At 37.9% G+C, this 22,039-nt stretch carries 18 protein-coding genes; 6 read left to right on the forward strand and 12 right to left on the reverse strand.

What is annotated here, in order from left to right; translation table 11 throughout:
• Window positions 1–89 precede the first annotated feature (89 nt).
• The 5 genes from ACXAE4_RS17820 to ACXAE4_RS17840 form a co-directional block, all read right to left on the reverse strand.
• Complete coding sequence (locus ACXAE4_RS17820) at window positions 90–1,583, reverse strand: aldehyde dehydrogenase family protein (RefSeq protein WP_013082880.1); 1,494 nt, start codon at window positions 1,581–1,583, stop codon at window positions 90–92.
• Window positions 1,584–1,711: 128 nt separating this feature from the next.
• Entirely contained in the window at window positions 1,712–4,597 is a 2,886-nt protein-coding gene (gene pulA / locus ACXAE4_RS17825; RefSeq protein WP_475237345.1) for a type I pullulanase, read from the reverse strand.
• 175 nt (window positions 4,598–4,772) lie between these two features.
• Window positions 4,773–6,167, reverse strand: a complete 1,395-nt coding sequence (locus ACXAE4_RS17830; RefSeq protein ID WP_028413614.1) for an L-cystine transporter — start codon at window positions 6,165–6,167, stop codon at window positions 4,773–4,775.
• 252 nt (window positions 6,168–6,419) lie between these two features.
• On the reverse strand, window positions 6,420–6,788 hold the full coding sequence (locus ACXAE4_RS17835; RefSeq protein ID WP_013056739.1) for a hypothetical protein: 369 nt from the start codon (window positions 6,786–6,788) through the stop codon (window positions 6,420–6,422).
• Window positions 6,789–6,892: 104 nt separating this feature from the next.
• Entirely contained in the window at window positions 6,893–8,176 is a 1,284-nt protein-coding gene (locus ACXAE4_RS17840) for an ATP-binding protein (protein ID WP_028413615.1), read from the reverse strand.
• A 325-nt stretch (window positions 8,177–8,501) separates the two neighbouring features.
• On the opposite strand from ACXAE4_RS17840, the gene ACXAE4_RS17845 reads away from it, so the two are divergent.
• Window positions 8,502–9,878 (forward strand): M28 family peptidase, encoded by a 1,377-nt coding sequence (locus ACXAE4_RS17845; RefSeq protein WP_154988941.1) that lies wholly within the window; start codon window positions 8,502–8,504, stop codon window positions 9,876–9,878.
• 164 nt (window positions 9,879–10,042) lie between these two features.
• On the forward strand, window positions 10,043–11,521 hold the full coding sequence (locus ACXAE4_RS17850; protein WP_028413617.1) for a potassium/proton antiporter: 1,479 nt from the start codon (window positions 10,043–10,045) through the stop codon (window positions 11,519–11,521).
• Between the two features lie 39 nt (window positions 11,522–11,560).
• Here the strand turns inward: ACXAE4_RS17850 and ACXAE4_RS17855 are convergent, their stop codons facing one another.
• On the reverse strand, window positions 11,561–12,328 hold the full coding sequence (locus ACXAE4_RS17855) for a polysaccharide deacetylase family protein (protein WP_028413618.1): 768 nt from the start codon (window positions 12,326–12,328) through the stop codon (window positions 11,561–11,563).
• Complete coding sequence (locus tag ACXAE4_RS17860) at window positions 12,329–12,472, reverse strand: hypothetical protein (RefSeq protein WP_176521392.1); 144 nt, start codon at window positions 12,470–12,472, stop codon at window positions 12,329–12,331. It abuts the gene before it with no gap.
• A gap of 139 nt (window positions 12,473–12,611) precedes the next feature.
• Here ACXAE4_RS17860 and ACXAE4_RS17865 point away from each other — a divergent pair, with 139 nt between their 5' ends.
• Both ACXAE4_RS17865 and ACXAE4_RS17870 read left to right on the forward strand, forming a co-directional pair.
• Window positions 12,612–13,121, forward strand: a complete 510-nt coding sequence (locus tag ACXAE4_RS17865; RefSeq protein WP_098112534.1) for a hypothetical protein — start codon at window positions 12,612–12,614, stop codon at window positions 13,119–13,121.
• Window positions 13,122–13,142: 21 nt separating this feature from the next.
• On the forward strand, window positions 13,143–13,718 hold the full coding sequence (locus ACXAE4_RS17870; protein WP_289578880.1) for a hypothetical protein: 576 nt from the start codon (window positions 13,143–13,145) through the stop codon (window positions 13,716–13,718).
• A gap of 46 nt (window positions 13,719–13,764) precedes the next feature.
• On the opposite strand, the gene ACXAE4_RS17875 is transcribed toward ACXAE4_RS17870, so the two are convergent.
• The 3 genes from ACXAE4_RS17875 to ltaS form a co-directional block, all read right to left on the reverse strand.
• Window positions 13,765–14,910 (reverse strand): toxic anion resistance protein, encoded by a 1,146-nt coding sequence (locus ACXAE4_RS17875; RefSeq protein WP_098999874.1) that lies wholly within the window; start codon window positions 14,908–14,910, stop codon window positions 13,765–13,767.
• Between the two features lie 24 nt (window positions 14,911–14,934).
• Window positions 14,935–15,579, reverse strand: a complete 645-nt coding sequence (locus tag ACXAE4_RS17880; RefSeq protein ID WP_028413622.1) for a 5-bromo-4-chloroindolyl phosphate hydrolysis family protein — start codon at window positions 15,577–15,579, stop codon at window positions 14,935–14,937.
• 165 nt (window positions 15,580–15,744) lie between these two features.
• Window positions 15,745–17,682, reverse strand: a complete 1,938-nt coding sequence (gene ltaS / locus ACXAE4_RS17885) for a lipoteichoic acid synthase (RefSeq protein WP_013056729.1) — start codon at window positions 17,680–17,682, stop codon at window positions 15,745–15,747.
• 669 nt (window positions 17,683–18,351) lie between these two features.
• Between ltaS and ACXAE4_RS17890 the strand changes: the two genes are divergently transcribed.
• On the forward strand, window positions 18,352–18,804 hold the full coding sequence (locus ACXAE4_RS17890) for a hypothetical protein (protein WP_013056728.1): 453 nt from the start codon (window positions 18,352–18,354) through the stop codon (window positions 18,802–18,804).
• On the opposite strand, the gene ACXAE4_RS17895 is transcribed toward ACXAE4_RS17890, so the two are convergent.
• Window positions 18,801–19,319, reverse strand: coding sequence for a glycosyl-4,4'-diaponeurosporenoate acyltransferase CrtO family protein (locus tag ACXAE4_RS17895; RefSeq protein ID WP_223546549.1), 519 nt, complete (start codon window positions 19,317–19,319; stop codon window positions 18,801–18,803). The genes ACXAE4_RS17890 and ACXAE4_RS17895 overlap by 4 nt on opposite strands.
• A complete protein-coding gene (locus ACXAE4_RS17900; protein WP_028413624.1) occupies window positions 19,262–20,365 on the reverse strand; it encodes a glycosyltransferase family 2 protein in 1,104 nt (367 codons plus the stop codon). Before ACXAE4_RS17900 ends, ACXAE4_RS17895 begins: the two co-directional genes overlap by 58 nt.
• A gap of 136 nt (window positions 20,366–20,501) precedes the next feature.
• Here ACXAE4_RS17900 and ACXAE4_RS17905 point away from each other — a divergent pair, with 136 nt between their 5' ends.
• Window positions 20,502–22,013, forward strand: coding sequence for a phytoene desaturase family protein (locus ACXAE4_RS17905; RefSeq protein WP_028413625.1), 1,512 nt, complete (start codon window positions 20,502–20,504; stop codon window positions 22,011–22,013).
• Window positions 22,014–22,039 lie beyond the last annotated feature (26 nt).

Consider the following 22,039-nt stretch of genomic DNA (forward strand, 5'->3'; position numbering starts at 1 on the left):
GGACTTAAACAAATAAAAGAGTAGTCCACTAAAGACTACTCTTTTTCACACAAAGATATGCTATTGATTTTCACAAAAAATCTTACTTATTATTCCATATTGATCCATACGCTTTTCACTTCAGTGTAATTATCAAGCGCATAGCTTCCCATTTCACGACCAATTCCCGACTGCTTATAACCTCCAAACGGGCTTGCTGCATCAAATACGTTGTAACAGTTCACCCAAACTGTACCCGCTTTAATACCATGAGCAATATAGTGTGCTTTCTTTAAATCCTGTGTCCAGACGCCTGCTGCTAGACCATATGCTGTATCATTTGCTTTGGCAATCAAATCATCAAGATCGTCAAACGGCATAGCAGCTACAACCGGACCAAAGATTTCTTCACGAGCAATCGTCATCGAATGATCGACATCTGCAAAGATAGTCGGTTCTACGAAATAGCCTTGATCAAACGGTATGTTTCCTCCTGCGAGTACTTCCGCTCCTTCTTCAATTCCTTTATCAATATAGGTTTTCACTCGTTTTTGCTGCTGCGCAGATACAAGCGGACCCATTGTTGTCTCATCAGCTAATCCATTTCCTTGTTTAATAGATTTCGTTTGAGAAACTAAATCAGCTACGACATTATCATATAAGCTTTTTTGGACATACAGACGACTTCCAGCACAACATACTTGTCCCTGGTTAAACATAATACCTGAAAGCGCACCAGGAACAGCTTTTGTTAAGTCTGCATCCGGGAGGATAATGTTTGGTGATTTTCCTCCAAGCTCTAACGTCACACGCTTTAAAGAGTCGCTAGCTTGTTTCATAATTGCTTTTCCGACAGCAGTAGATCCTGTAAAAGCAATTTTATCGACAAGATCATGATGAACGAGCGGTTCACCTGCTGTTTTCCCGTAGCCTGGCACAATGTTTAGCACGCCTTTTGGGAATCCTGCTTCATCGGCTAGTCGAGCTAAGTAAAGTGCAGAAAGAGGCGTTTGCTCGGCTGGCTTGAGCACAATTGTACATCCAGTTGCCAAAGCGGCTCCGAGCTTCCAAGCGGCCATTAAAAGCGGGAAGTTCCACGGAATAATTTGGCCAACAACTCCTACTGGTTCATATCTCGTATAGTTAAAATACGCTCCTTGCACAGGAATAGTTTGTCCAACCATTTTAGTTGACCACCCTGCAAAGTAGCGGAAATGTTCGATGGCTAATGGAATGTCTGCATTTGATGTTTCACGAATTGGTTTTCCGTTATCAAGCGTTTCAAGCTGCGCAAGTTCCAATTGATGTGTTTCCATTAAATCAGCTAATTTATAAATAAGTCGACTTCTTTCAGCTGCTGACATCTTTGTCCAAGGTCCATGATCAAAGGCTTCTCTAGCCGCTCTGACGGCGCGATCAATATCCTCTGGATTTGCTTCAGCTACATCTGCCAACTTTTCACCCGTTGCTGGATTTACTGTTTCAAACGTTTTTCCTGAAACAGAGTCTACCCATTCGCCATTAATGTATAGCTGTTTAACTCCTTTTAAAAACTCCACTACTTTCGGACTCATTTCAACTTTTTTCGCTCCAAGATTTTGCATCAAATACATACCTCCCCACGAATTTTGAAAACGCTAACAATGAATATTTTACCATGTTATCTAGTAAAATCAACAATTTTGCATACAATATTCTGAATTTTTCTACATGCATTCTAGCTATCTAAAACTTATCTTACTAGTACAAATGTCGAAAGAGGCGAAACGTTTATTGTATTTCCTTTCACCGTACGGAGCGTTTTTGTTCCGGCCCGCTCGCCGTCAACAAGTAATCTCCACGTTCTGTTAGAAGGCAAATGAACCGTTTGAGCTTGTTTATTTGCATTATGAATCACCATTATTTCGTTTGCTTTATCTTTATTAGCTTTAGCATTTAACGTATAACCTACTACGTTTGCTGGTGCATCAACAAAGCGTAAATTTTGATGAATAGCCTGTGCACTCGTCATTCTAAATGACGAATATTGCTTTCGAAGCGCAATAAGTCCCTTCATGTAATTTACTTCTTGGCTGAAAGCTGCTCGGCGCTTCCAATCTAGCTGATTGACAGAATCGGGTGACTGATAGCTGTTATGGTCTCCGCCTTTTGTTCTCATAAACTCTTGACCTGCATGTATAAAGTTCATTCCTTGAGATGTTAAAATAATAGAAGAAGCAAGCTTGTGCATTTGCTTTTTCGTTTGCTCGGTGTCAGCAGGGTTCGTCAGCTGAAGCTTATCCCATAACGTATGGTTATCGTGCGCTTCTACATACGTAACAACTTGATCTGGATCTTCATACGTGGCAGTTGAACGATCATAATCAATTCCAGCTGCTATACTTTGCTGTATGAGCTTTTCTTGTCCTTGCTTTCCATTCACAAATCCGTTGTCATGATCAAAAAATACGCTGCCTTTAAGACCATCCCGCATACCGTCATTAAAGTGAGCGATGCGCTTCATATCCTGAGCGTTTTTCTGGTTAGCTTTGAGCTTAGCGTCAAGCTCGGTTCCTAGATCCCAGCCCTCTCCTAAGGCGATAATGGAAGGATCAAGTTCATCTAATTTCTTTCTCACTTCATTCATTGTCTTTGTATCGTGAATCCCCATTAAATCAAACCGAAACCCGTCAATGTGGTACTCTTTTGCCCAATACGCAACAGAATCTACGATAAACTTCCGAACCATTTTCCGTTCAGACGCCGTGTCGTTTCCAACACCTGTTCCGTTGGATAGAGTTCCATCTTCTTTATAACGGAAGTAGTAGCCTGGAACTAGTTTATCAAAACTATGCTCACTCACTGCATACACGTGATTATAAACAACGTCCATTACCATGCGAAGCTGCTTGTCATGAAGCGTTTGAATCATTTGTTTGAGCTCAATAATTCTAGTCTTAGGATTATATGGGTTTGTTGAATAGGAGCCTTCTGGGACGTTATAATTTTTCGGATCATATCCCCAGTTAAACTGCGGCTCGTTTAATTTCGTTTCATCCACCGTACGATAATCGTAAATAGGCAGGAACTGGACGTGCGTTATACCTAAATCTTTAATATGACTGAGTCCTGTTTTTACTCCATTTGGTCCTTTCGTATTCCACTCTGCTACGCCTAAATATTTTCCTTTGTTTTTGATACCGCTCTCTTTTTGAGACGATAAATCTCGTACGTGCAGTTCATAGATAATGGCATCTTCTGGATTTTTAAATTTCGGCTTATTTGTACTCCACTTTTTCGGATTTGTTTTAGCCAAATCTACGACGACTCCGCGATCTCCATTGACCGTTGTTGCTCGTACATATGGATCAACCGCTTCATTCCAGACGTTCCCAATTTTTACTTTGTACGTATAAATTAGTTCATCTTGATTTCCTTTTAACTCCGCTTTCCACGTTCCTTTTTCACTTTTAGTCATAGAAATTTCTTTTAAAGCTTTCGAGTTCCATGACGAATAAGTCACTAGCTTGGCTTCGCTTGCAGTTGGAGCCCATACGCGAAAATTTGTTTGTTTCTTAGAATATGTGTTTCCTAAATCGTTTCCGCTATATGCATACTTTTCGTCAAATTCTTTCGTACGCACGACATTTCCATTGACTACATCAGCTGATCCGTATCCTTTTTGCTTAACTTTATACGTTTTTGTAACGTCCAGAGGCTGTTTTGTTATGATTTTAACTTTAGTAGTAACAGAGTCTCCTCCCTCTTTATAAGGTGTCACTTTCTCAATTTGAGCTCCGTCAATTTCAATGTCTCCTACACTCTTAGAAGAATCGAACGGTACGTTTGTTTCTAATGTAATTTGATTAAATGCATCCATAGTCGCTTTCGTGATTTTCCGAGTGATATCTACTACAGCTCTATCATAATAAATTCGATTTTGCCCTTGAACAATCCATACTTCTACATTCCCATCTTTCCCAACCTTGGTAATAAAGCGGTTTCCTCCGTCTTTATTTTCCCAATCGCTATCACTAGTAGAATGGCGTACAATAAAACCAATTTTGTCAAATAAATTACCACTTCCACTGTTAATTGTGTAAGTTGCTTTCTTCCCAAAATTCGTGTCTTCCGTAAATTCGATTTGCTTGCCTTCTTTTTCATCACCTGGCCATGTCCAAATGTTCCACCCGCTGTAATCTCCATCGTACCGATGATAGTTTAAGGTAACGTTTACTTTATCAAATTCCGGTAAATCTCGATATTCACCGTCAGGAGGAGACGTATATGTATGTTCATCTCCACTTTTTACCCATACTTCTCCTTCACCGTTCTCCACTGAAACGAAGCGGTCTCCTCCATCTTTTTCCCACGACTCGGTTCGTACAATAAAACCTACTTTGTCATAAGTACCGGGTAGTTCAACTTCCGCTACTTTTCCAAATTGATCTTCCCCTGTAAATGCGTAAGGCTTCCCTTCTCCTCCTTCAGGAAAAACCCATAATCCCCATTCTTTTGTATCGTTTGAAGCAGGCTGATAGTGAATCGTGAGTTTTGTGGTATCCGCTGCAGATGCAAACGATTGCATAAACGGGCTAAAAAAAGAGCTTACTAGTAAGAGTAAAGCCGTCAGTACCATTGCATATTTAGTCCAACTACGTTTCAATTAAAACCCTCCCGTAAAATAAAGTACGTACACATTTTTCACTATAACCTTTTTTGAAAGCGTTATCATAAGTATTTTTTCCTATTTTATGCGGATAAAGAAAAAAAATCCATAGTTAACAATGTTAACTATGGATGCCGTATCTCTTTTACACTTCTGCTGTTTCAGGTGAGATGGTTTGATCGTTGTATACGTTTGTATCTAACTCTTTTGTTAGTTTACTAGTTACGACTCCGGCTGTCATGCTTCCACTTACATTAAGTGCCGTACGTCCCATATCAATCAGTGGTTCTACTGAAATTAATAAGCCTGCTAGCGCTACGGGCAAATTCATAGAAGATAATACAAGTAAAGCCGCAAATGTCGCTCCTCCGCCAACCCCTGCTACGCCAAACGAACTAATTGCTACAATGGCAATCAACGTGAAAATAAATGAAGGCGTTAAAGGATCAATACCTACCGTTGGTGCAATCATAACGGCTAACATAGCTGGATATATTCCAGCGCATCCGTTTTGACCGATTGTAAGACCAAATGAACCTGCAAAATTCGCAATTCCTTCTGGAACCCCTAACTGTCTTGTTTGTGTGTTAACATTCAAAGGCAATGCTCCAGCACTCGTACGAGAAGTAAAGGCAAACGCCAATACAGGAAATACTTTCTTAACATATGTGATCGGATTTACACCGATGATTGTTAGAATAACTAAGTGAACGATAAACATAGCTGCCAATGCGACATATGATGCTACAACAAATTTTCCAAGTTTAACAATTGCATCAACATCACTCGTTGCTACTGTTTTGGTCATAATTGCAAGTACCCCATAAGGAGTTAAACGAAGAATTAGCGTCACTACACGCATCACAATTGCATACAGCGTATCAATAATTTTTGAAAATAACGCTGCTTCCTCTGGCTTTTTACGCTTCACGCCTAAATATGCAATTCCCACAAATGCTGCAAAGATGACAACGCCAATCGTGGAAGTTGAACGTGCGCCTGTTAAGTCAAGGAACGGGTTAGCTGGTAATAATTCTACTACTTGCTGCGGGATTGTTTTTGCTTCTAGACTAGATAAATTGTTTTCTAAGTCCTCTCCGCGCTGAAGTTCCGCTTCCCCTTTTGTAATTTGGACAGATTCTAAATTAAAGCTCGTCGTTGTAAAAATACCAATAGCAGCTGCTATCGCTGTTGTAACAAGCAAAATGCCAATAATTAAACTACTAATCTTTCCAATGTTGCTCGTCAATTTTAAGCGAGTGAATGCCGCTACAATCGACACAAATACAAGCGGCATGACAATCATTTGAAGAAACTTCACATATCCGCTTCCTACAATGCTAAACCAATCGGCGGTCGTTATCGTTACTTCATGAGTCGGACCATACACCCACTGAAGAGCAAAGCCAAAAATAATCCCTAGTCCAAGCGCCGTAAACACACGCTTTGAAAATGATACATGTTTTTTCTGCATCATAAACAGCCCCGCAAGCAGTGCCAGCATAATAAGGATGTTTAGAATGACTAATAAGTTATTCATAGATGTTCCCCCTGTGATTTTTCCATAATTTATGTCTCTATTACTTATAATACAACAATACCAATAAGTCAACTAGGTTTTGTATTTTTTCCTAAAGACAGTTTTTTTGAATAATTTTGACAAAACAAAAAAGCTAAGGATTTTCCTTAGCTTTCTATTTTACGCTTGTATGTACTTCAGTGGTCTTTTGCTCCGTTACCAGAGATGGCCTTTCTTTCATCAGACCGGATGTACTACAATTCATATATAGGATTACATTTCATATAATTCATTCAGCCATTTTACAAACAAATGTCTAGGTAATTCTAGTTCGTGAAGCTCGACATATTGAATATCAGATAGCGTCGTTCCTCTAGCCATATAAAAGTACCACTGCCAGCCAATATCTTTAGCAATGGCATAAGATTTAGCTAAATCTTGCCTATTATCTGTCTGCTGCATATCATTCATCCACTGCGTTTCATCCGCTTCATACTCATAATAATGGAGAGTATATTTATCACACCAATACGCAAGGTCTTGATGGGAAAACGGATTTTCTCCGTCACATACTTGAAGCAATAGCATTCTTAAATTTTCCGGTGTATACGGTAATATAATTTTTTGATCTGCACGTCTCATTTTGCTACCTTCCTGACATGTTCGTTTCTTTTATTACATCATGTACGGCTGCGTTTAGCAATAAGAAATGGATGACGTTTTCATTACTTTTCGTTTACAACATTTCATTTGCTTGCAAAAACCGCCGTATCTTTTACATACAGAGGCAGTCGGATTTTAACAATCGTCCCTTTGTTCTGTTCACTCTCAATCTGCAGGGTACCGTGATGATCATGAATAATTTTGGAGCTGATTGTTAATCCAAGCCCCATTCCTTTTTCTTTTAAAGTAAAAAACGGTTCTCCTATATGTTCTAGACGGTCTTTAGAAATTCCTACTCCTTCATCTCTAACTTCTATAAAAATATGGTCATCCTGCGCTGTTTTGATTGTAATGTAAATATTCCCAGGCTTATCCATTGCTTCAATTGCGTTTTTAAAAACATTAAGTAATACTTGAATAAGGTGATTTTTATTTCCATACACACTAGCTTTACTTGTTTGTTCATCGTATAAGAAGTCAATGTTTTTCAATAAAGCTTCATGGGAAGTTAAACTCATTACATACTTAACCGCTTCTGTAAGAGAAAACACGCGAAAATGTTCACTTTCAGGTTTTGACAACAGGAGCATTTCACTGACAATACCATTAATTCGTTCCAGCTCATCAAGCATGATATTAGCATACCCTACCGCGGATCGGTCTGTTTCTTTCATGAGCTGAACAAACCCTTTAATACTCGTAAGCGGATTTCTAATTTCATGGGCAATTCCAGCAGCTAATTCGCCTACTACAGAAAGCTTTTCCTTTTTTATCAGAAGCGCTTCTGCAAGCTTTTGCTGAGTGATATCTCGTCCAATCGTGATAAGAGCTTTTCTTGAGCCATCATCAAAAAACACAGGTACTTTAATAACATCAAATGTTTTGACCTCGCCGTTTGGTATTTCAAATGCTTCTTCCATGCGTACCTTTTCCTTTTTTCTCCAAGCTTCTTCATCCGATGAAATACAGTGTAAGAAAGCGGCTTGAAAGAACGGCACAAGCTCTCCAAGTTCTGCATCGGTTTTACCCCTGTAATCAATACCCTTTAAATGATAAAGTTCTCTTCCAAAATCGTTCACCGCCAACCATTTGCCAGCTCCATCTTTAAAACAAATAAAATCTGGCATTGAGTTTATTAATGTAGCAAGCTGATACTGTTCATCAGACACCTGTGTATGAACCGAACGCTTATGAAGTAAATAAAACGTGCCAGCCGTTATGCCCACTAGTAAACTATCTTTTATCAAACTGCTAAGAGCATATGCTCCTTTAAAAAATGCCATTGTTTGAAAGACGATGTACACCCCTACAACCAGAAGACCAGCAACCGCCGCTGCTTTTCGTACACCCTCCCTATTTTTTATCAATATTTCCCACCAGCCTTTGTTTTTTACGTGAACACTCTCTATGTCTCATCAATTAAGTTCTGAACATTCTTCTTACTTTTAAACTAGTTTACCTTATTTTTTTATTCTTATCTAATACCTTTTTTTATTACTTTTGACACAGTTTCTTTTATCCCCTTTATTTGTTTCCGCATTTTCATTTTATTTGAATTATTTTTTCTATCAAAATAGGAATTTAGATATGGAATACTCTGGAACATTTAGGTAATAATGCTCTTTTTTGTATTTTCTTAATATTGTAAATTCGAATAGTACCAACTACATCGATAAATTTAGGGGGATTTTAATGAAAAAAACCGTGATTTCTTTGGCTGTAGCAACAAGTTTGACTTTATCTTTTACAAGTGTACAAGCTTCTACTTCTGCAAATGTTTCTCACAATCAAAGTTCTGAACAAAAAGTATTAAAAAAAGTAAATTCCGAGAAAATTTATCAAGACATTGCGTATCTCTCAAAAAAACCTCGTGTGGCAGGAACTGAATCTGAACGCGAAGCTGCTACATTTGTTCAAAAGCGTTTGTCTAAACTAGGCTATGAGAGCGCAGTAGAGCCTTTTACATTTACCGGTTACACACCAGCAGCTAGTTTTTCACTAAGCGTAAACGGTACCAGCTACTCTCCAACAACTTTTACTTATACCACCAATGGAAATGTCACAGCTGAAATTGTAGATGGAGGGCTGGGTACAAAAGATAATTTAGCAAACAAAGATGTGACAGGTAAAATTGTATTAGTTCAGCGAGGCACTATTACTTTTGGTGAAAAAGTATTAAATGCTGCTGAAAAAGGGGCTGCAGCCGTCATTATTTTTAATAATACAGACGGTGAGCTAAACGGAACACTTGGCGGCGCTAATGATAACTACATTCCGTCTCTTGCTGTAACCAAAGAAGAAGGTGAAAAGATTCTTACTTCTATTCAAAAAGGCGAAAAACCTTCAGGTACAGTAAAAATTGAAGGAGCTGTCGTAAGTGAGCGAACATCTTATAATGTAACCGCTACTAAGCCTTCTACTTTTAAGAAAAAAGGAACAAATGATATTATTGTAGTAGGCGCTCATCATGATTCTGTAGCCGGAGCGCCTGGGGCAAATGACGATGCTTCTGGAACAGCAATGGTGCTTGAATTAGCTCGCGTATTTAAAAGTCTTCCTACTGATACAGAACTGCGATTTGTTACATTCGGAGCTGAAGAAGTAGGCCTACTAGGATCCGAGCATTATGTTAGTGAGTTATCTGAAGATGAGAAAAATCGTATTGTTGGAATGTTTAATTTAGACATGGTAGGAAGTCGAGATGCGGGAGATTTAGTGATGAATACAGCTGATGGAACACCAAACCTTGTCACAGAATTAGCTCAAGCTTCAAGTACAAGATTAAATGGATCACCTACGCCATTCCAAGCTGGCGGCCGAAGTGATCATGTTCCTTTTGCAGAGGCAGGAATACCGGCTGCTCTATTTATTCACAGTCCGTCTGAACCTTGGTATCATTCCCCTGAAGATACCCTTGATAAAATAAGCAAAGAAAAACTTCAAGATGTGGCTGAGATTGTTGGAACAGCTATTTACGATCGTTCCCGTCCCGATCAACAAGGTTCTTCCGATAAAAAGAGAGCAACATTTAAAGCACCTCATCTTTATCACGAGCAAGATGTCAAATAATAATCTATCCCCGTTATTCATACATGACCAAAAAAGAGATGTTTATGCATCTCTTTTTTTGATAAGCAGATTTCTCAAGGTTTTAAATCCATTATGCTACAATTATCATAGAGGAACCTCGCTTAATGCTTACATAAAAATTTTGAACAAAAGAGGTGTATTTTTTGGATTTTACGGTAGACCATTCAATTCTTTTATTATCTATTCTCCTTGTCATAGGGGTACTTACTGCAAAGTTCTCTACTCGCCTTGGGGTCCCTTCGCTCGTACTTTTTATCATCGTAGGAATGGTTGTTAGCCACTACATCTACTTTGACAATGCTCTTTTAACACAAGGATTCGGAATATTAGCGCTTATCATTATTCTTTTTGATGGAGGCGTGCAGACCAAATGGAAAGATGTCAAACGCGTTGTTCGCCCTTCCGTTTCATTAGCTACTTTCGGAGTCCTCATTACGACAGTTTTAACCGGCGTACTTGCCAAATATATTTTAGGCGTTACTTGGCTTGAAGGCTTTTTATTTGGGGCAATCGTTGGCTCTACAGATGCTGCAGCCGTGTTCTCTGTACTCGGGACACAGAACATCCGCCAAAAACTAAACTCCACGCTAGAAGCAGAATCTGGTTCCAATGATCCGATGGCCATCTTCTTAACCGTTTCTATTATTGAATTAATTCAACATCCAGACTCTCCAATCCTCTCATTAATCCTTAATTTCTTTTGGCAAATGGGAATCGGACTATTACTTGGTTTAGTACTTGGAAAAGCATCCGTTTGGATTATTAATCGAATTAATTTGGATTCTTCAGGACTTTATCCTGTTCTTACATTGTCATTGGCCGCCTTGACCTATGGAATTTCCACATTTGTAGAAGCAAGCGGTCTACTTGCTGTATATGTAATGGCAGTGGTAGTAGGAAATGCAGATCTAACTTATCGTCACACAATTGTCCGCTTTAACGAAGGTTTTGCATGGATGATGCAAATTTTAATGTTTATTTTACTCGGCCTTCTTGTCTTTCCTAATCAACTGCTAGATATTATTTGGCAGGGTATACTGTTATCTCTTTTACTTATGTTTGTCGCTCGTCCACTCGGCGTATTTCTTTCGATGATGTTTGCTAAATACTCATCCAAAGAAAAACTGTTTATTTCTTGGGCCGGTTTAAAAGGAGCTGTTCCAATTGTATTGGCTACTTATCCTATGATGGCAGGTTTGGAGAACAGCACGCTCATTTTTAACGTCGTTTTCTTTGTTGTCTTAACTTCCGCTCTTCTTCAAGGAGCAACAATCGCTCCTTTAGCCAAATTTCTAAACCTTTCTCAAGGTGAAAAAGAGACGGTTCCTCACAGTCTCGAGCTTGTTTCGATGGGCAAAACCAAAAATGAAATGATTGAGTTGAAGCTCGTGGAACATGCAGATATATCAGGAAAATCGCTTGAAGAACTTCACCTCCCTGAAGATATTTTAGTGACTGCTGTTATTCGAGATGATAAATTACTTACACCTAGAGGAAATACACAAATTTTTGCAGGTGATACATTATATATTCTTATTTCAAAGAAAAAACGAGATAAAGTAAAAGCATTTTTCCAAAAAAATACGTCTGATGGGGACGAAAGAGAAGGAAAAACCAGTTAAAAGATTGGCTAAAGCTTTTACTGGAAAAACAGCACCCGCTTATTGAACGGAGTGCTGTTTTTGCTGTTGCATCAAATAAAGAGATTTATAATTGGGATGATGTTTTAAAAGTTCTGAGACCGTGACAAATTTATACCCCTCTTCCTTTAACTTCGGTAAAATTTGTTTTAATGCTTCAATCGTTTGGGTTCGATCTCCTCCCGTATCATGAAACAATACAATATCTCCTGACCTGGCATGGTTAAGCACTTGACTTACAATTTTATCGACGCCTGGATTTCTCCAATCAAATGTATCTTGATGCCAAGACCAAAGAATAATCGTATACTGCTGATTTTTAGCAGCTTTTACTACCCGATCGTCATAATAGCCAGTAGGCGGACGAAACAGGTAAGGTTTTATTCCTGTAATAGCTTGTATACGTTCATCCGCTTTTTCAATTTCTTGTTCAATTCTCTCTACTTCCTGGCCCCTTACTTTCAAATGGCTATATGTATGATTAGCAAGTTCATGACCTTCACGAACTTCTCTTTGAGCAAGCTTGGGAAATGACGTTATTCGATCGCCGACTACAAAAAAAGTTGCTTTGGCACCGTACTTTTGCAATAAATTTAAAATAGTCGGCGTATATTTAGGATCTGGTCCATCATCAAATGTAAGCGCAATTAACTTCTCATCTTTCATGGGAACTTCCCACACGATATCTCCTTTTCTTTCATAATAAAATCGGCTCTTCTTTGCAGCATCCACCTGAATACCGTAGAAATTAATGGAAACAATAATAATAATTGACAAGCACCATTTCACTCAATGACCTCCTTTTTTGTCTAGGTGTGATTCATGCGTATTGTCAATAAACGCTTTAATACCAACTGCAAATAATCGTTCATTACCCAAACACACGCGCTGTTGACGGCGATTAGCTGCAGAAGTTGATTTACGGTTTTTCATAGTCTTCTCTCCATTACTAATTGATTGTGTTTTTAGCTTTACCAAAAAGTCAAAAATAAACCTACGGGTTCTAACATGGCGAAAACATTTTTATATAGTAATTACACGCTGTCTAGCGTTTTGAATAGGAGATATATACATGCGAAAATTTTATTTAGCGCTTCTGTTAATGATAAGCGGAACCATGGTTATACTGCCTTCTGTTAAAGCAATCAGTGAAAGCAACGAGAAACATCAGCAGCTCACCGTAAGCGAACAAGGATATTCTCTTTCATTGCCCGGTGAATATACGCTTCAAAAAGAAGAAGATGGAAAAGATATTCTTTTTTCAACCAAGACTCCCTATACGTGGATGCGAATTGAAGTCCTTTCCGGGAAAGAAAGTAAAAGCACACCATATCTAGATCGTTCAAAAGAATTGTTTGATGACCAGTTTGGAAAATCGTTAAAAATTTCTTCTACATCCCCATTTATTCAACCTGTTGTGTTTGCATCTATGTCTGGGAGTAAAAAAGAAACGGCAAAACTATATGTATTAAGAGAAACAAAGGGGCACCCTGCTTTAAAAATCACGATGGTTACGGCTAAAAATTCCGATGATGAAAAAAAGTTAATTTCAATTGTTAACTCAGTAAAAACGCATGAATGAAAATAGATAAGGAAGCCAGCTATGAAAAAAAAGATATTTCTTGTTTGTTTTATATGTTTGATGAGTGGCTGTTCAACTGCTTTTCGCGAAGAGCTTATCAACACACAAAAAGAAATTCCAAGAGAACGCTTGCCACAGCAAAACTTCACCTATCCTTACAAAGGAATCAGCAGAACAGATGTAGGTTATCTTAAAAGAAGCAGTAATCAAAACTATACGCTTTACGTACTAGAAGGATACGAGTTTACAGAAGAAGAGCCCCGAAAAGATGTCATTTACAATAAAAAAAATGATGCTTTGTGGATGCGGATTGAAGTGTTTCCCTCAAATAAAAGTGTAGAGGAGCTGAAGAAAGAAACAAAAGAAATTTTAAGAGCTGGCTTTTCGGAAGTGGCTTCCCTTGACACGCACCTCATTCAATCTAGCTTAGAGATAGAAGCTGCGTACAAAGCGTCCGATGATAAAAGTAATGTATACGGCTTTCTTGTTCGAAAACAAAATCAACACCCTACTTTCCGATTAACGATCTTTGCTCCTAAATCCGAAAGGGATTTAACTCCGTTTTTGGAAATGGCGAAAACACTTCAAAATGCATAAAACAGAAAAAAAGTCGGTTTACAAAGTGTGTAAACCGACTTTTTCTTTATTTCATATCTAACAGTTTAGTTTTTAAATCTTTTTCCATTTGATACAGCTCTGATTCTGCCTCGGTACGCTTCGTACGCCCTTCTTCTTGTATCTTTAATACTTCTTCTAACGTAGTAATCAAGTCGGACTGCGTTTTTTTCAATGTTTCGATATCGACAATCCCCGCCTCGTTTTCACGAGCTACTTCAATTGTATTCTGCTTGAGCAGCTCTGAATTTTTAGTAAGCAAGTCGTTTGTTGTCTTAGATACTTGTTTTTGGGCTTCCATTGCTTTCTTTTGGCGCAATAAAGTGGTTGCGATGACTACTTGATTTTTCCAAAGTGGAATAGCTGTTAAAATAGAGCTTTGAATTTTTTCCACAAGGGTCTGATTGACTTCTTGAATTAATCGAATCTGCGGTGCACTTTGAATGGCAATTTGACGGCTCAGCTTTAAATCGTGCACTCGTTTTTCTAGCCTATTGATAAATTGATTTAAATCATTGACCTCCTGAGCCATTAAGTAGTCATTTTTTTGAGAGGCTGTTTGCTGCAGCTGGGGCAGCGTTTCATTCTGCAGCCCCACTAACTTGTATTCTGCCGCTGCAATGTAAACGTTAAGCGCCTCATAAAACTGTTTATTTTTATCATATAAGCTATCTAACATTGTAATGTCTCGATACAGCATTTGTTTTGAGCGCTCTAACTTATCTGCAATTTTATCAATTTCAACATTAATGCTTTGATATTTTGTTAATAAATTTTGAATAGGCCTAGAGACTCCTGAAAACAATCGACCGATGACTCCTTTTTTCTTTGAAGAAAAGTCATCGGGATTTACTTGGCGAATCTTACTCATCAAATCTCCTATAACGTCTCCTACTGGTCCCGTATCTTTCGTTTGAACATGCTGTAGTACAGATTGAGAAAACTGAGATAGTTCTGACTGAGCTGCTACCCCGTACTGTAAGATAGCCTGCTGATTTTTATAATCAATTTGATTTGCGATTTTCTGCGCTTTTTCCTGATATTCCGGTGTCAAATCATCGTATGTGTTTCTTTTTGCAGCGCGAGTATCCGGTTGTAACTGCGGGGTAGGCGAAGCAAAAGGATCATCAAGCAGCGCATCTAACGATTTATTTTGATCATATTCTTTCATCATAAAATCCCATCCTTTGCATTTACATTACTTTGTGCGATTAGTAGCTGTCGGTATATACGGCTGCTCTTCTTCAAATGCTTGCTTTAGCACTTTAAGCTCTACATCTAATGTCAGCTTATCTTGTGAAAGAGCATTTGTTAATAAATGCTCATACTTCCCTGATAACCCGCGCAGCATGTCTTCCGCTTCATGAAGACTTTCTTTTACTTCTATGCTTTTCGTTGGTTTTGATAATAAAAACATATACCTTTCAATGACGGTAACCGTTGATTGTAAGTAGTTCGTAAAAAAGGGCTGAACATCTTTATATCGTGCGGGCTCTTTTTCTACCATTTCAATGATGCTTTTGCCTACTTTGTATAGTTTAGAAAGTTCTGTCCACATATGAACAGACCGAATTTTAAAACGATAGCTTCCAATGGTTCTTAATTGCTTTCTTGCCTCTTTTACTTGATGACGCACGTATGCAATTTCTTCTCTATATGGATTTTGATAATGACGTCGAGCACTGCTCATAATAAAAAACAGGCTCATCACGACCATTACTCCTATACTAATGCCAACGGATTGAATCATCGTGGTACTGAATCCAAAATAGCTGACCGGAACGGCTACTGCTCCTGTTACCCAAATGGCAAGAATCTTTTTTATGATTCGAACGACTTTCATCGCTTTCACTCCTATCTTAAATGTGACCGAACTTTTAAACGTATACATATTATACCATTGTCTTCCCATCTCTTAAAACGATTACTGTTATAATTTATATACGGATAAATCCCTTAAAAGTTTCACAAAACAAAAAAACAGGCAGCTTTTATAGCTGCCTGTTTTTTATTGATCTTCGCGCTTGTTGTAATCATACTTCGAACGTTCAATTGGTTTGAACCCTTCTGGTGTATGAAAGCGGAGTAAGTCTCCGTAAACAAGTTTATCTGATAGTTCTAGCTTTTTCTTAACTAGTTCATCATACTTATCATACTGTTTCGCTTCCTTATCTGAAAGCTGCTTGCCCGTTGCGTTGTCATACACTTTCTGATCAACTTTTGTTACCTTCGGTGTAACAAAATCACCGTTACGGAAAGGTACAACTTGCTGATGTTCTTTTGATAATAAGTCTGTACCAAAGTCAATATAGTCTTTTGTATCAAGACCTAATAAATGCATCACTGTTGGACGAACATCTACATCTCCACCATACGTATGATTTACGCCGCCTTTAAGGCCTGGTGAAGTAATAAATAATGGTACGCGCTGCAGTTGAGCTTGTTCAAAATCATTGATGTTTTTACCCATTACTTTGCCCATTGCACGCTTATGGTTTTCAGAAATACCATAGTGGTCACCGTACATCACAACCATCGTATTGTCTGCTAAACCAGAGGCCTGTAAGTCCTCAAAGAATTGCTTGATTGATTCATCTAAATAACGAGCCGTTTGGAAGTATTGGTCAACTGACTTATCTCCCGTATTATGAGGTCCAATCGTTTGGTCTTCCTTATCTAATGGATAAGGGAAGTGGTTTGATAACGTAATGAACTTCGCGCTAAATGGCTGCTTTAAGCCTTTTAGGTACGGCATTGATTCTTTAAAGAATGGTTTATCTTTTAAACCATAGTTCAGCGTATCTTCGTCTGACATATTGTAATAAGCTGAATCAAAGAATTTTTCTACACCCATTGATTTATACATCTCATCACGGTTCCAGAACGATTTTCCATTTCCGTGGAACACAGATGTTGTATAGCCTTGCTGATCTAGAATACCAGATAGCGACTGATAGGTGTTATTTGCTTTTGTTGTAAATACAGAACCCTGAGGTAAGCCGAATAATGAGTTCTCCATCATGAATTCAGCATCTGACGTTTTACCTTGCCCTGTTTGATGGAAGAAGTTATCGAAATACATTGTGTTCTGATCTTTTAATAGTGAATTTAAGAATGGCGTTACTTCTTCACCATTTAACTTATAACCAATCATAAATGACTGAAGTGATTCTAATGAAATATAGATAACGTTTTTGCCTTTTGCTTGACCGAAATATTCTTTGTTCGGCTCAGCATACGTTGCTTTTGCATAGTTCTCTACCTCAGCCACATCACTGCTATCTGCTAGCGCGCGCTGTGCTGAAGATTTCGAGCTCTGGATGATGTCATAGATCGTATAGTTATACGTTCCTAAATATTTTACTAAATAGTTGCGGTCAAATGTTCTCGTTAATAGTTGAGGACGATCCATTTCCGCTAGTGCAATGTTGGCACTTAAGAATAAAATCCCTGATAAAAATACACCTGTCACAGTACGTCGACTAATTGTTGCTGGTAAGTCAACTTTTTTCCATAGTACTAAAACTAAAAGAATAAAGAAATCTGTGAAGTATAAAATATCAGTTGGGCTGATTAAAGCCATGGCACTGCCGCCTAATTGACCAAAGTTGTTTGACTGAGTCAATACAGGAACAGTAATAAAATCATTAAAGAAGCGATAGTACACTACATTTGCGTACAGGATGAATGAAAGTAAAAAATTCATTCCAAGCAGTGCTCGTACTTTTCCGCGCCCTTTAAATAGTAATGCAATGGCAAAAAAGAAAATTGCCGAACCAATTGGGTTTATGAAAAGTAAGAACTTTTGCATAAAATTATCTAGCCCTAAGTTAAATTCGATACGATAAACGGTATACGTTTTAATCCAAAACAACAAAACTGCAATTAGAAATAACGGCAGCTGTTTCGAAAAAATATTTTTACCGTTTGTCATGAGCTGTTTCATATTCCCACCTCTGTCTCTATTGAAATTTAAGCTCACTTTTATTTTTATAGTAAATGTAAAAAGAAATCTCCCTTACAAAAAATGTAAGAGAGCTAATCTGTTCTTTCACATTTTAACTCTTTAAAAAAAATTGTCAACACCGCTACGTATAATTTTCACCAAACGTGAGAAAATAACTACTTTCTTATTCCCAGCTCTATCGGCTTTCAAACACAAATATATCCTGCGCTTTTTTCTTCTCACTATTTAATACGGACAGCTTCTCTTTAGGTTTCACTATTTTATATTTATTTTTTATTTTGTCCACTATACATATAAATTTAACACTTGCCTTAGTTTTCCTTCTGCTTTACAAGAGAATGCATAAAAGCACTTGTGAATATTTGTTATATCAATGCCTCTTATTTTCTTTTCTTTCTACAGTAAACCACATATTCTGAGTTATTTCTTTCTTTAAATATGAAAAAAATGTGTCAGTTTGCATCGAAAATTTTTATTTTTTTACCTTTTTGTTTATAATATAAATTATAAATATTATTTGAAATTTCAGATCTCTTTAATATTTGATCTAGAAAGTGCATTTTTTATATAAAATTGGAATGAGTACGGGCTACGTATACTTGTATACCTAGAAGTTTAAACGTCTTACATTTTTATAAAGGAGAAAAAATGAAAGAATGTATTGTTTTCATTACAAATATTATTAATGTATTGCACGATGGATTAATTTATATTTTTTATTTACTAGGATTTTCTCTTTCAGATAAAGAACTTCACTTCTGGATTATTGGCATTATTGGACTGCTCACGTTTTTAAGCGTTTATATGATCTTTAAATTATTGTCAAAATGGAAATTTAGTATTACAGCTATTTCTTTTATCTACACTCTTACGGTTATGCTTGTCTTAGTTTTTGCTATTGAAATTCAGCAAGGAATTACCACTCGAGGCAACATGGAATTTGATGATGCAATAGCAGGCTTATGGGGATTTTTAGTGTTTTTTAGTATTTATATCGCCTTTGCTTCTTTTTTTCTTTTATCCAAGAAATTATTGTCTTCAAATAAGGAGAAAAAGATAAAAACCGAGGCCCCTACTCGGAGCCAAAGGCATGTTAATTAATTTCGTTTGAGTTTTAAAACGACTTGATGAATCCGTATTCGATTATATCGTTGAACCAAAATAAACGGTACGTTTGCAATAATCGCATAAATAACCATCCAAACACCTATAGAAGGAGAGTTCCATATAAAAAAAAGAATAGAAGGAAGTATGCTGATCCAGTGAGTTAACTCTGCTCGATTTGTTTCCATTAAAAAAAGCTGTGCATATTCCTTCGTTCTACTCTCCCATTTCTTTTTATAAAACCCTCGTTTAAATAGCTTTCCTGCATCAGGAAGCCAGGTTTTCCATCGGTGCACCCCGAATTTTTTATATATTCCAACTGTTTCCCAGCTGTGAACCTTAAACAGCGAAAGGTCTTTTTTTAAATAAAAGGCAGAAATTTTTGTGCACCTGTAGGCGATGAACATGTGAATCACAAACCATGCCATGATATTAATTAAGAGCTGAGCGCCTGTCATTTTATCACTTTCTTCTTTTTTTCTTCTTCTATAGATATGCTGCGTTCTTTCCATTTAACTTGCTTTCTCACCGCTGTTTGGATGAAAGACCATACGAATAGGCCCAGAAAAAACAGCACGTGAATAGGAAATAAGCACAAAGAAAAAAAAGTAAACGAACCTATTTTTCTTAAGCTATTAAATAAGAGACTGACATAGCAAACATAACTGCTAATTGCCAAGCCTGCATGTTGATTCCATAGAGTAGGTAAAAAAAGAACATAATTAATCATGCTAGTAAGCCATAAACTTACTAGAAATAAATAAATGGCTTCCGTTTTCCCCGCACCTGAAGCAAAGCTTTTACTCCACCCTCTTATCAGGCTTTTCATACCATCTGGATACATGCGCATGGAAAGAGCTCCTTGTCCACTCATACATGTAATAAATTCACCTTGTTTGCTCATTTTCTCAACCAGTGCCATATTTTCAACCACTTCTTTTTTTATCCCTTCGTGGCCTCCGCTTTGAAAGTAGGAGGCTGCGCTGCAAAGCAAGCACTGCCCGAAACCGACGGAAGGACTTTTCCAATTTTTAAAGGGGTGAAAAGCGCCAATCGATGCAAACGTAACATAGTGAAATAAAGCAGAAAACATTTCATAAGGCCTCTTAACAAGATGATAAGGATGAACCGACAGCACCCCCCCTTGCTGTTGATAGTAGAAAAATACTTTTTCAATTCCGTCTTTCTCTACTGTAAGATCAGCATCTAAAAACAAAAGCAACGAGCCTTTTGCTTCTCTTGCTCCATTCCAGCATGCCCATGACTTTCCTAACCATCCAGCTGGAAGTGTCCCCGGGTGCACTACTTTCACGCCAAATGCTTTGGCTACCCGCTCAGTATGATCTGTTGAGTTGTCATCTACAACAATCACTTCAAAGTCAGCGTTCTGTAACTGGAGTGACTGCAATAAAAAGGTAAGGTTTTTTTCTTCATTTCTAGCTGGAATAATAATGGACAAACATGACATATCGTTTCTTACTATTTCTACACGTTTAAATGTAGGGATAGTGATGACAAGCGTACCTGTCAAGACAAGAGCAACCAGTAAAAAAGACATCTCTTTCTCCTTTCCTTCACGTATGAAAATTAGCGAACTGGACAAAATAAAAAGTTGTAGACCTATTTTTATTTTGCGTGAAGTCATTTTATACACATTGTTGACAACTCGCTTTTGTTTTATAAGGAGGAAAAAGATGAAAAAGAAAGTAATTGTTGTAGGCGCAGGTTTAGGTGGTCTGTCAGCTGCTATTCGTCTGTCAGCTGATGGATATGATGTAACAGTCGTTGAAAAAAGCGAGCGAATTGGCGGTAAGTTAAATATTCGCAGCGGCAAAGGGTTTTCTTTCGATACGGGACCTTCTATTTTAACAATGCCGTGGGTGCTAGAGCAGCTGTTTGACAGTGCAGGCCGCAATATCCACGACTACTTGACAATAGAACGAATTGAGCCTCAGTGGAGAACTTTTTTCCAAGATGGAACACAAATTGATTTGACCAGTGACCTTCCTCGCATGCTTCAGCAGCTTCAAGAACTTGCTCCAGAAGACATTGAAGGTTTTTTTGACTATTTATCTTATGCAAATAAAATGTACGAATCGAACTTAAAAAGTTTTTATAAAAAAAGTTTATCTGGACTGCACGATTTACGAACGATGCACACGGTAAAAGAACTGCTTCAAATGGATCCAATGAGATCTATGGATGCTACTACACGCAAATATTTTTCAAACAAACATTTGCGTCAATTGTTTAATTTTTTAATTATGTACATCGGCTCTTCTCCTTATCATGCACCGGCTGTATTAACACAGCTTGCTCACGTTCAGCTAGGATTAGGTATTTATTACGTAAAAGGCGGAATGTACAAAATTGCTGAAGCGATGGATAAGCTCCTTCAAGAACTTGGCGTCACTGTGCATCTAAATACGCCGGTAAAAGAAATCACAACAAGCGGAGCAAAGGCAACTGGAATTACACTAGAAAACGGTGAAAGCCTATCAGCAGATGTTGTGGTATCTAATCTAGAAGCCATTCCAACTTACCGCTATTTATTAAAAAATCATGCGCAAGCAGCTAAGCAAACTCAGCAGCTTGCAAAATTTGAACCTACTGTTTCTGGCCTTGTTCTTTTATTAGGGGTTAACAAACAGTACAAACAGCTTCAACATCATAATTTCTTCTTCTCAAAGGATCAGAAAGAAGAGTTTGATACAATCTTTAACAAAGGTCAAGTAGCCATGGATCCGACAATTTACATTGGCGTATCGTCTAAATCAGACCCTACGCAAGCTCCTGAAGGAAAAGAAAACCTGTTCGTTCTTACTCATGTACCTCCTTTAAAAGAAGGCGACGACTGGGCTGCATTAAAAGACCGCTACCGTGATGTCGTACTAAAAAAGCTTGAGGCAATGGGATTAGAAGACTTACGTTCCAGCATTGAGTTTGAATATACGTTTACTCCTAACGATATCCAAGAGCTTTACGGCGCTAACGGTGGGTCCATTTATGGCGTAGCAACTGACCGTAAGAAAAATGGAGGGTTTAAAATTCCGGCAAGAAGTCAGCTTCTTTCTAACCTTTATTTTGTAGGAGGCTCTACACACCCTGGAGGCGGCGTGCCGATGGTGACATTATCAGGTCAGCTTACAGCGGACGCGATTAATGAAGATTTTCAAATTCCTCGTATGCAAAAAGATATTGGATAATGAAAAAGTGCAGGAAATTCCTGCAC

The sequence above is a fragment of the Priestia sp. ABM2_011 genome (assembly GCF_056158845.1).

Excerpts from the sequence above, each read along its gene's own strand:
- ACXAE4_RS17820 (WP_013082880.1), bottom strand. The coding sequence starts at position 1,583 with ATGCAAAATCTTGGAGCGAAAAAAGTTGAAATGAGTCCGAAAGTAGTG.
- pulA (WP_475237345.1), bottom strand. The coding sequence starts at position 4,597 with ATGGTACTGACGGCTTTACTCTTACTAGTAAGCTCTTTTTTTAGCCCG.
- ACXAE4_RS17830 (WP_028413614.1), bottom strand. The coding sequence starts at position 6,167 with ATGAATAACTTATTAGTCATTCTAAACATCCTTATTATGCTGGCACTG.
- ACXAE4_RS17835 (WP_013056739.1), bottom strand. The coding sequence starts at position 6,788 with ATGAGACGTGCAGATCAAAAAATTATATTACCGTATACACCGGAAAAT.
- ACXAE4_RS17845 (WP_154988941.1), top strand. The coding sequence starts at position 8,502 with ATGAAAAAAACCGTGATTTCTTTGGCTGTAGCAACAAGTTTGACTTTA.
- ACXAE4_RS17860 (WP_176521392.1), bottom strand. The coding sequence starts at position 12,472 with ATGAAAAACCGTAAATCAACTTCTGCAGCTAATCGCCGTCAACAGCGC.
- ACXAE4_RS17865 (WP_098112534.1), top strand. The coding sequence starts at position 12,612 with ATGCGAAAATTTTATTTAGCGCTTCTGTTAATGATAAGCGGAACCATG.
- ACXAE4_RS17870 (WP_289578880.1), top strand. The coding sequence starts at position 13,143 with ATGAAAAAAAAGATATTTCTTGTTTGTTTTATATGTTTGATGAGTGGC.
- ACXAE4_RS17875 (WP_098999874.1), bottom strand. The coding sequence starts at position 14,910 with ATGATGAAAGAATATGATCAAAATAAATCGTTAGATGCGCTGCTTGAT.
- ACXAE4_RS17880 (WP_028413622.1), bottom strand. The coding sequence starts at position 15,579 with ATGAAAGTCGTTCGAATCATAAAAAAGATTCTTGCCATTTGGGTAACA.
- ltaS (WP_013056729.1), bottom strand. The coding sequence starts at position 17,682 with ATGAAACAGCTCATGACAAACGGTAAAAATATTTTTTCGAAACAGCTG.
- ACXAE4_RS17890 (WP_013056728.1), top strand. The coding sequence starts at position 18,352 with ATGAAAGAATGTATTGTTTTCATTACAAATATTATTAATGTATTGCAC.
- ACXAE4_RS17895 (WP_223546549.1), bottom strand. The coding sequence starts at position 19,319 with ATGGAAAGAACGCAGCATATCTATAGAAGAAGAAAAAAAGAAGAAAGT.
- ACXAE4_RS17900 (WP_028413624.1), bottom strand. The coding sequence starts at position 20,365 with ATGTCTTTTTTACTGGTTGCTCTTGTCTTGACAGGTACGCTTGTCATC.
- ACXAE4_RS17905 (WP_028413625.1), top strand. The coding sequence starts at position 20,502 with ATGAAAAAGAAAGTAATTGTTGTAGGCGCAGGTTTAGGTGGTCTGTCA.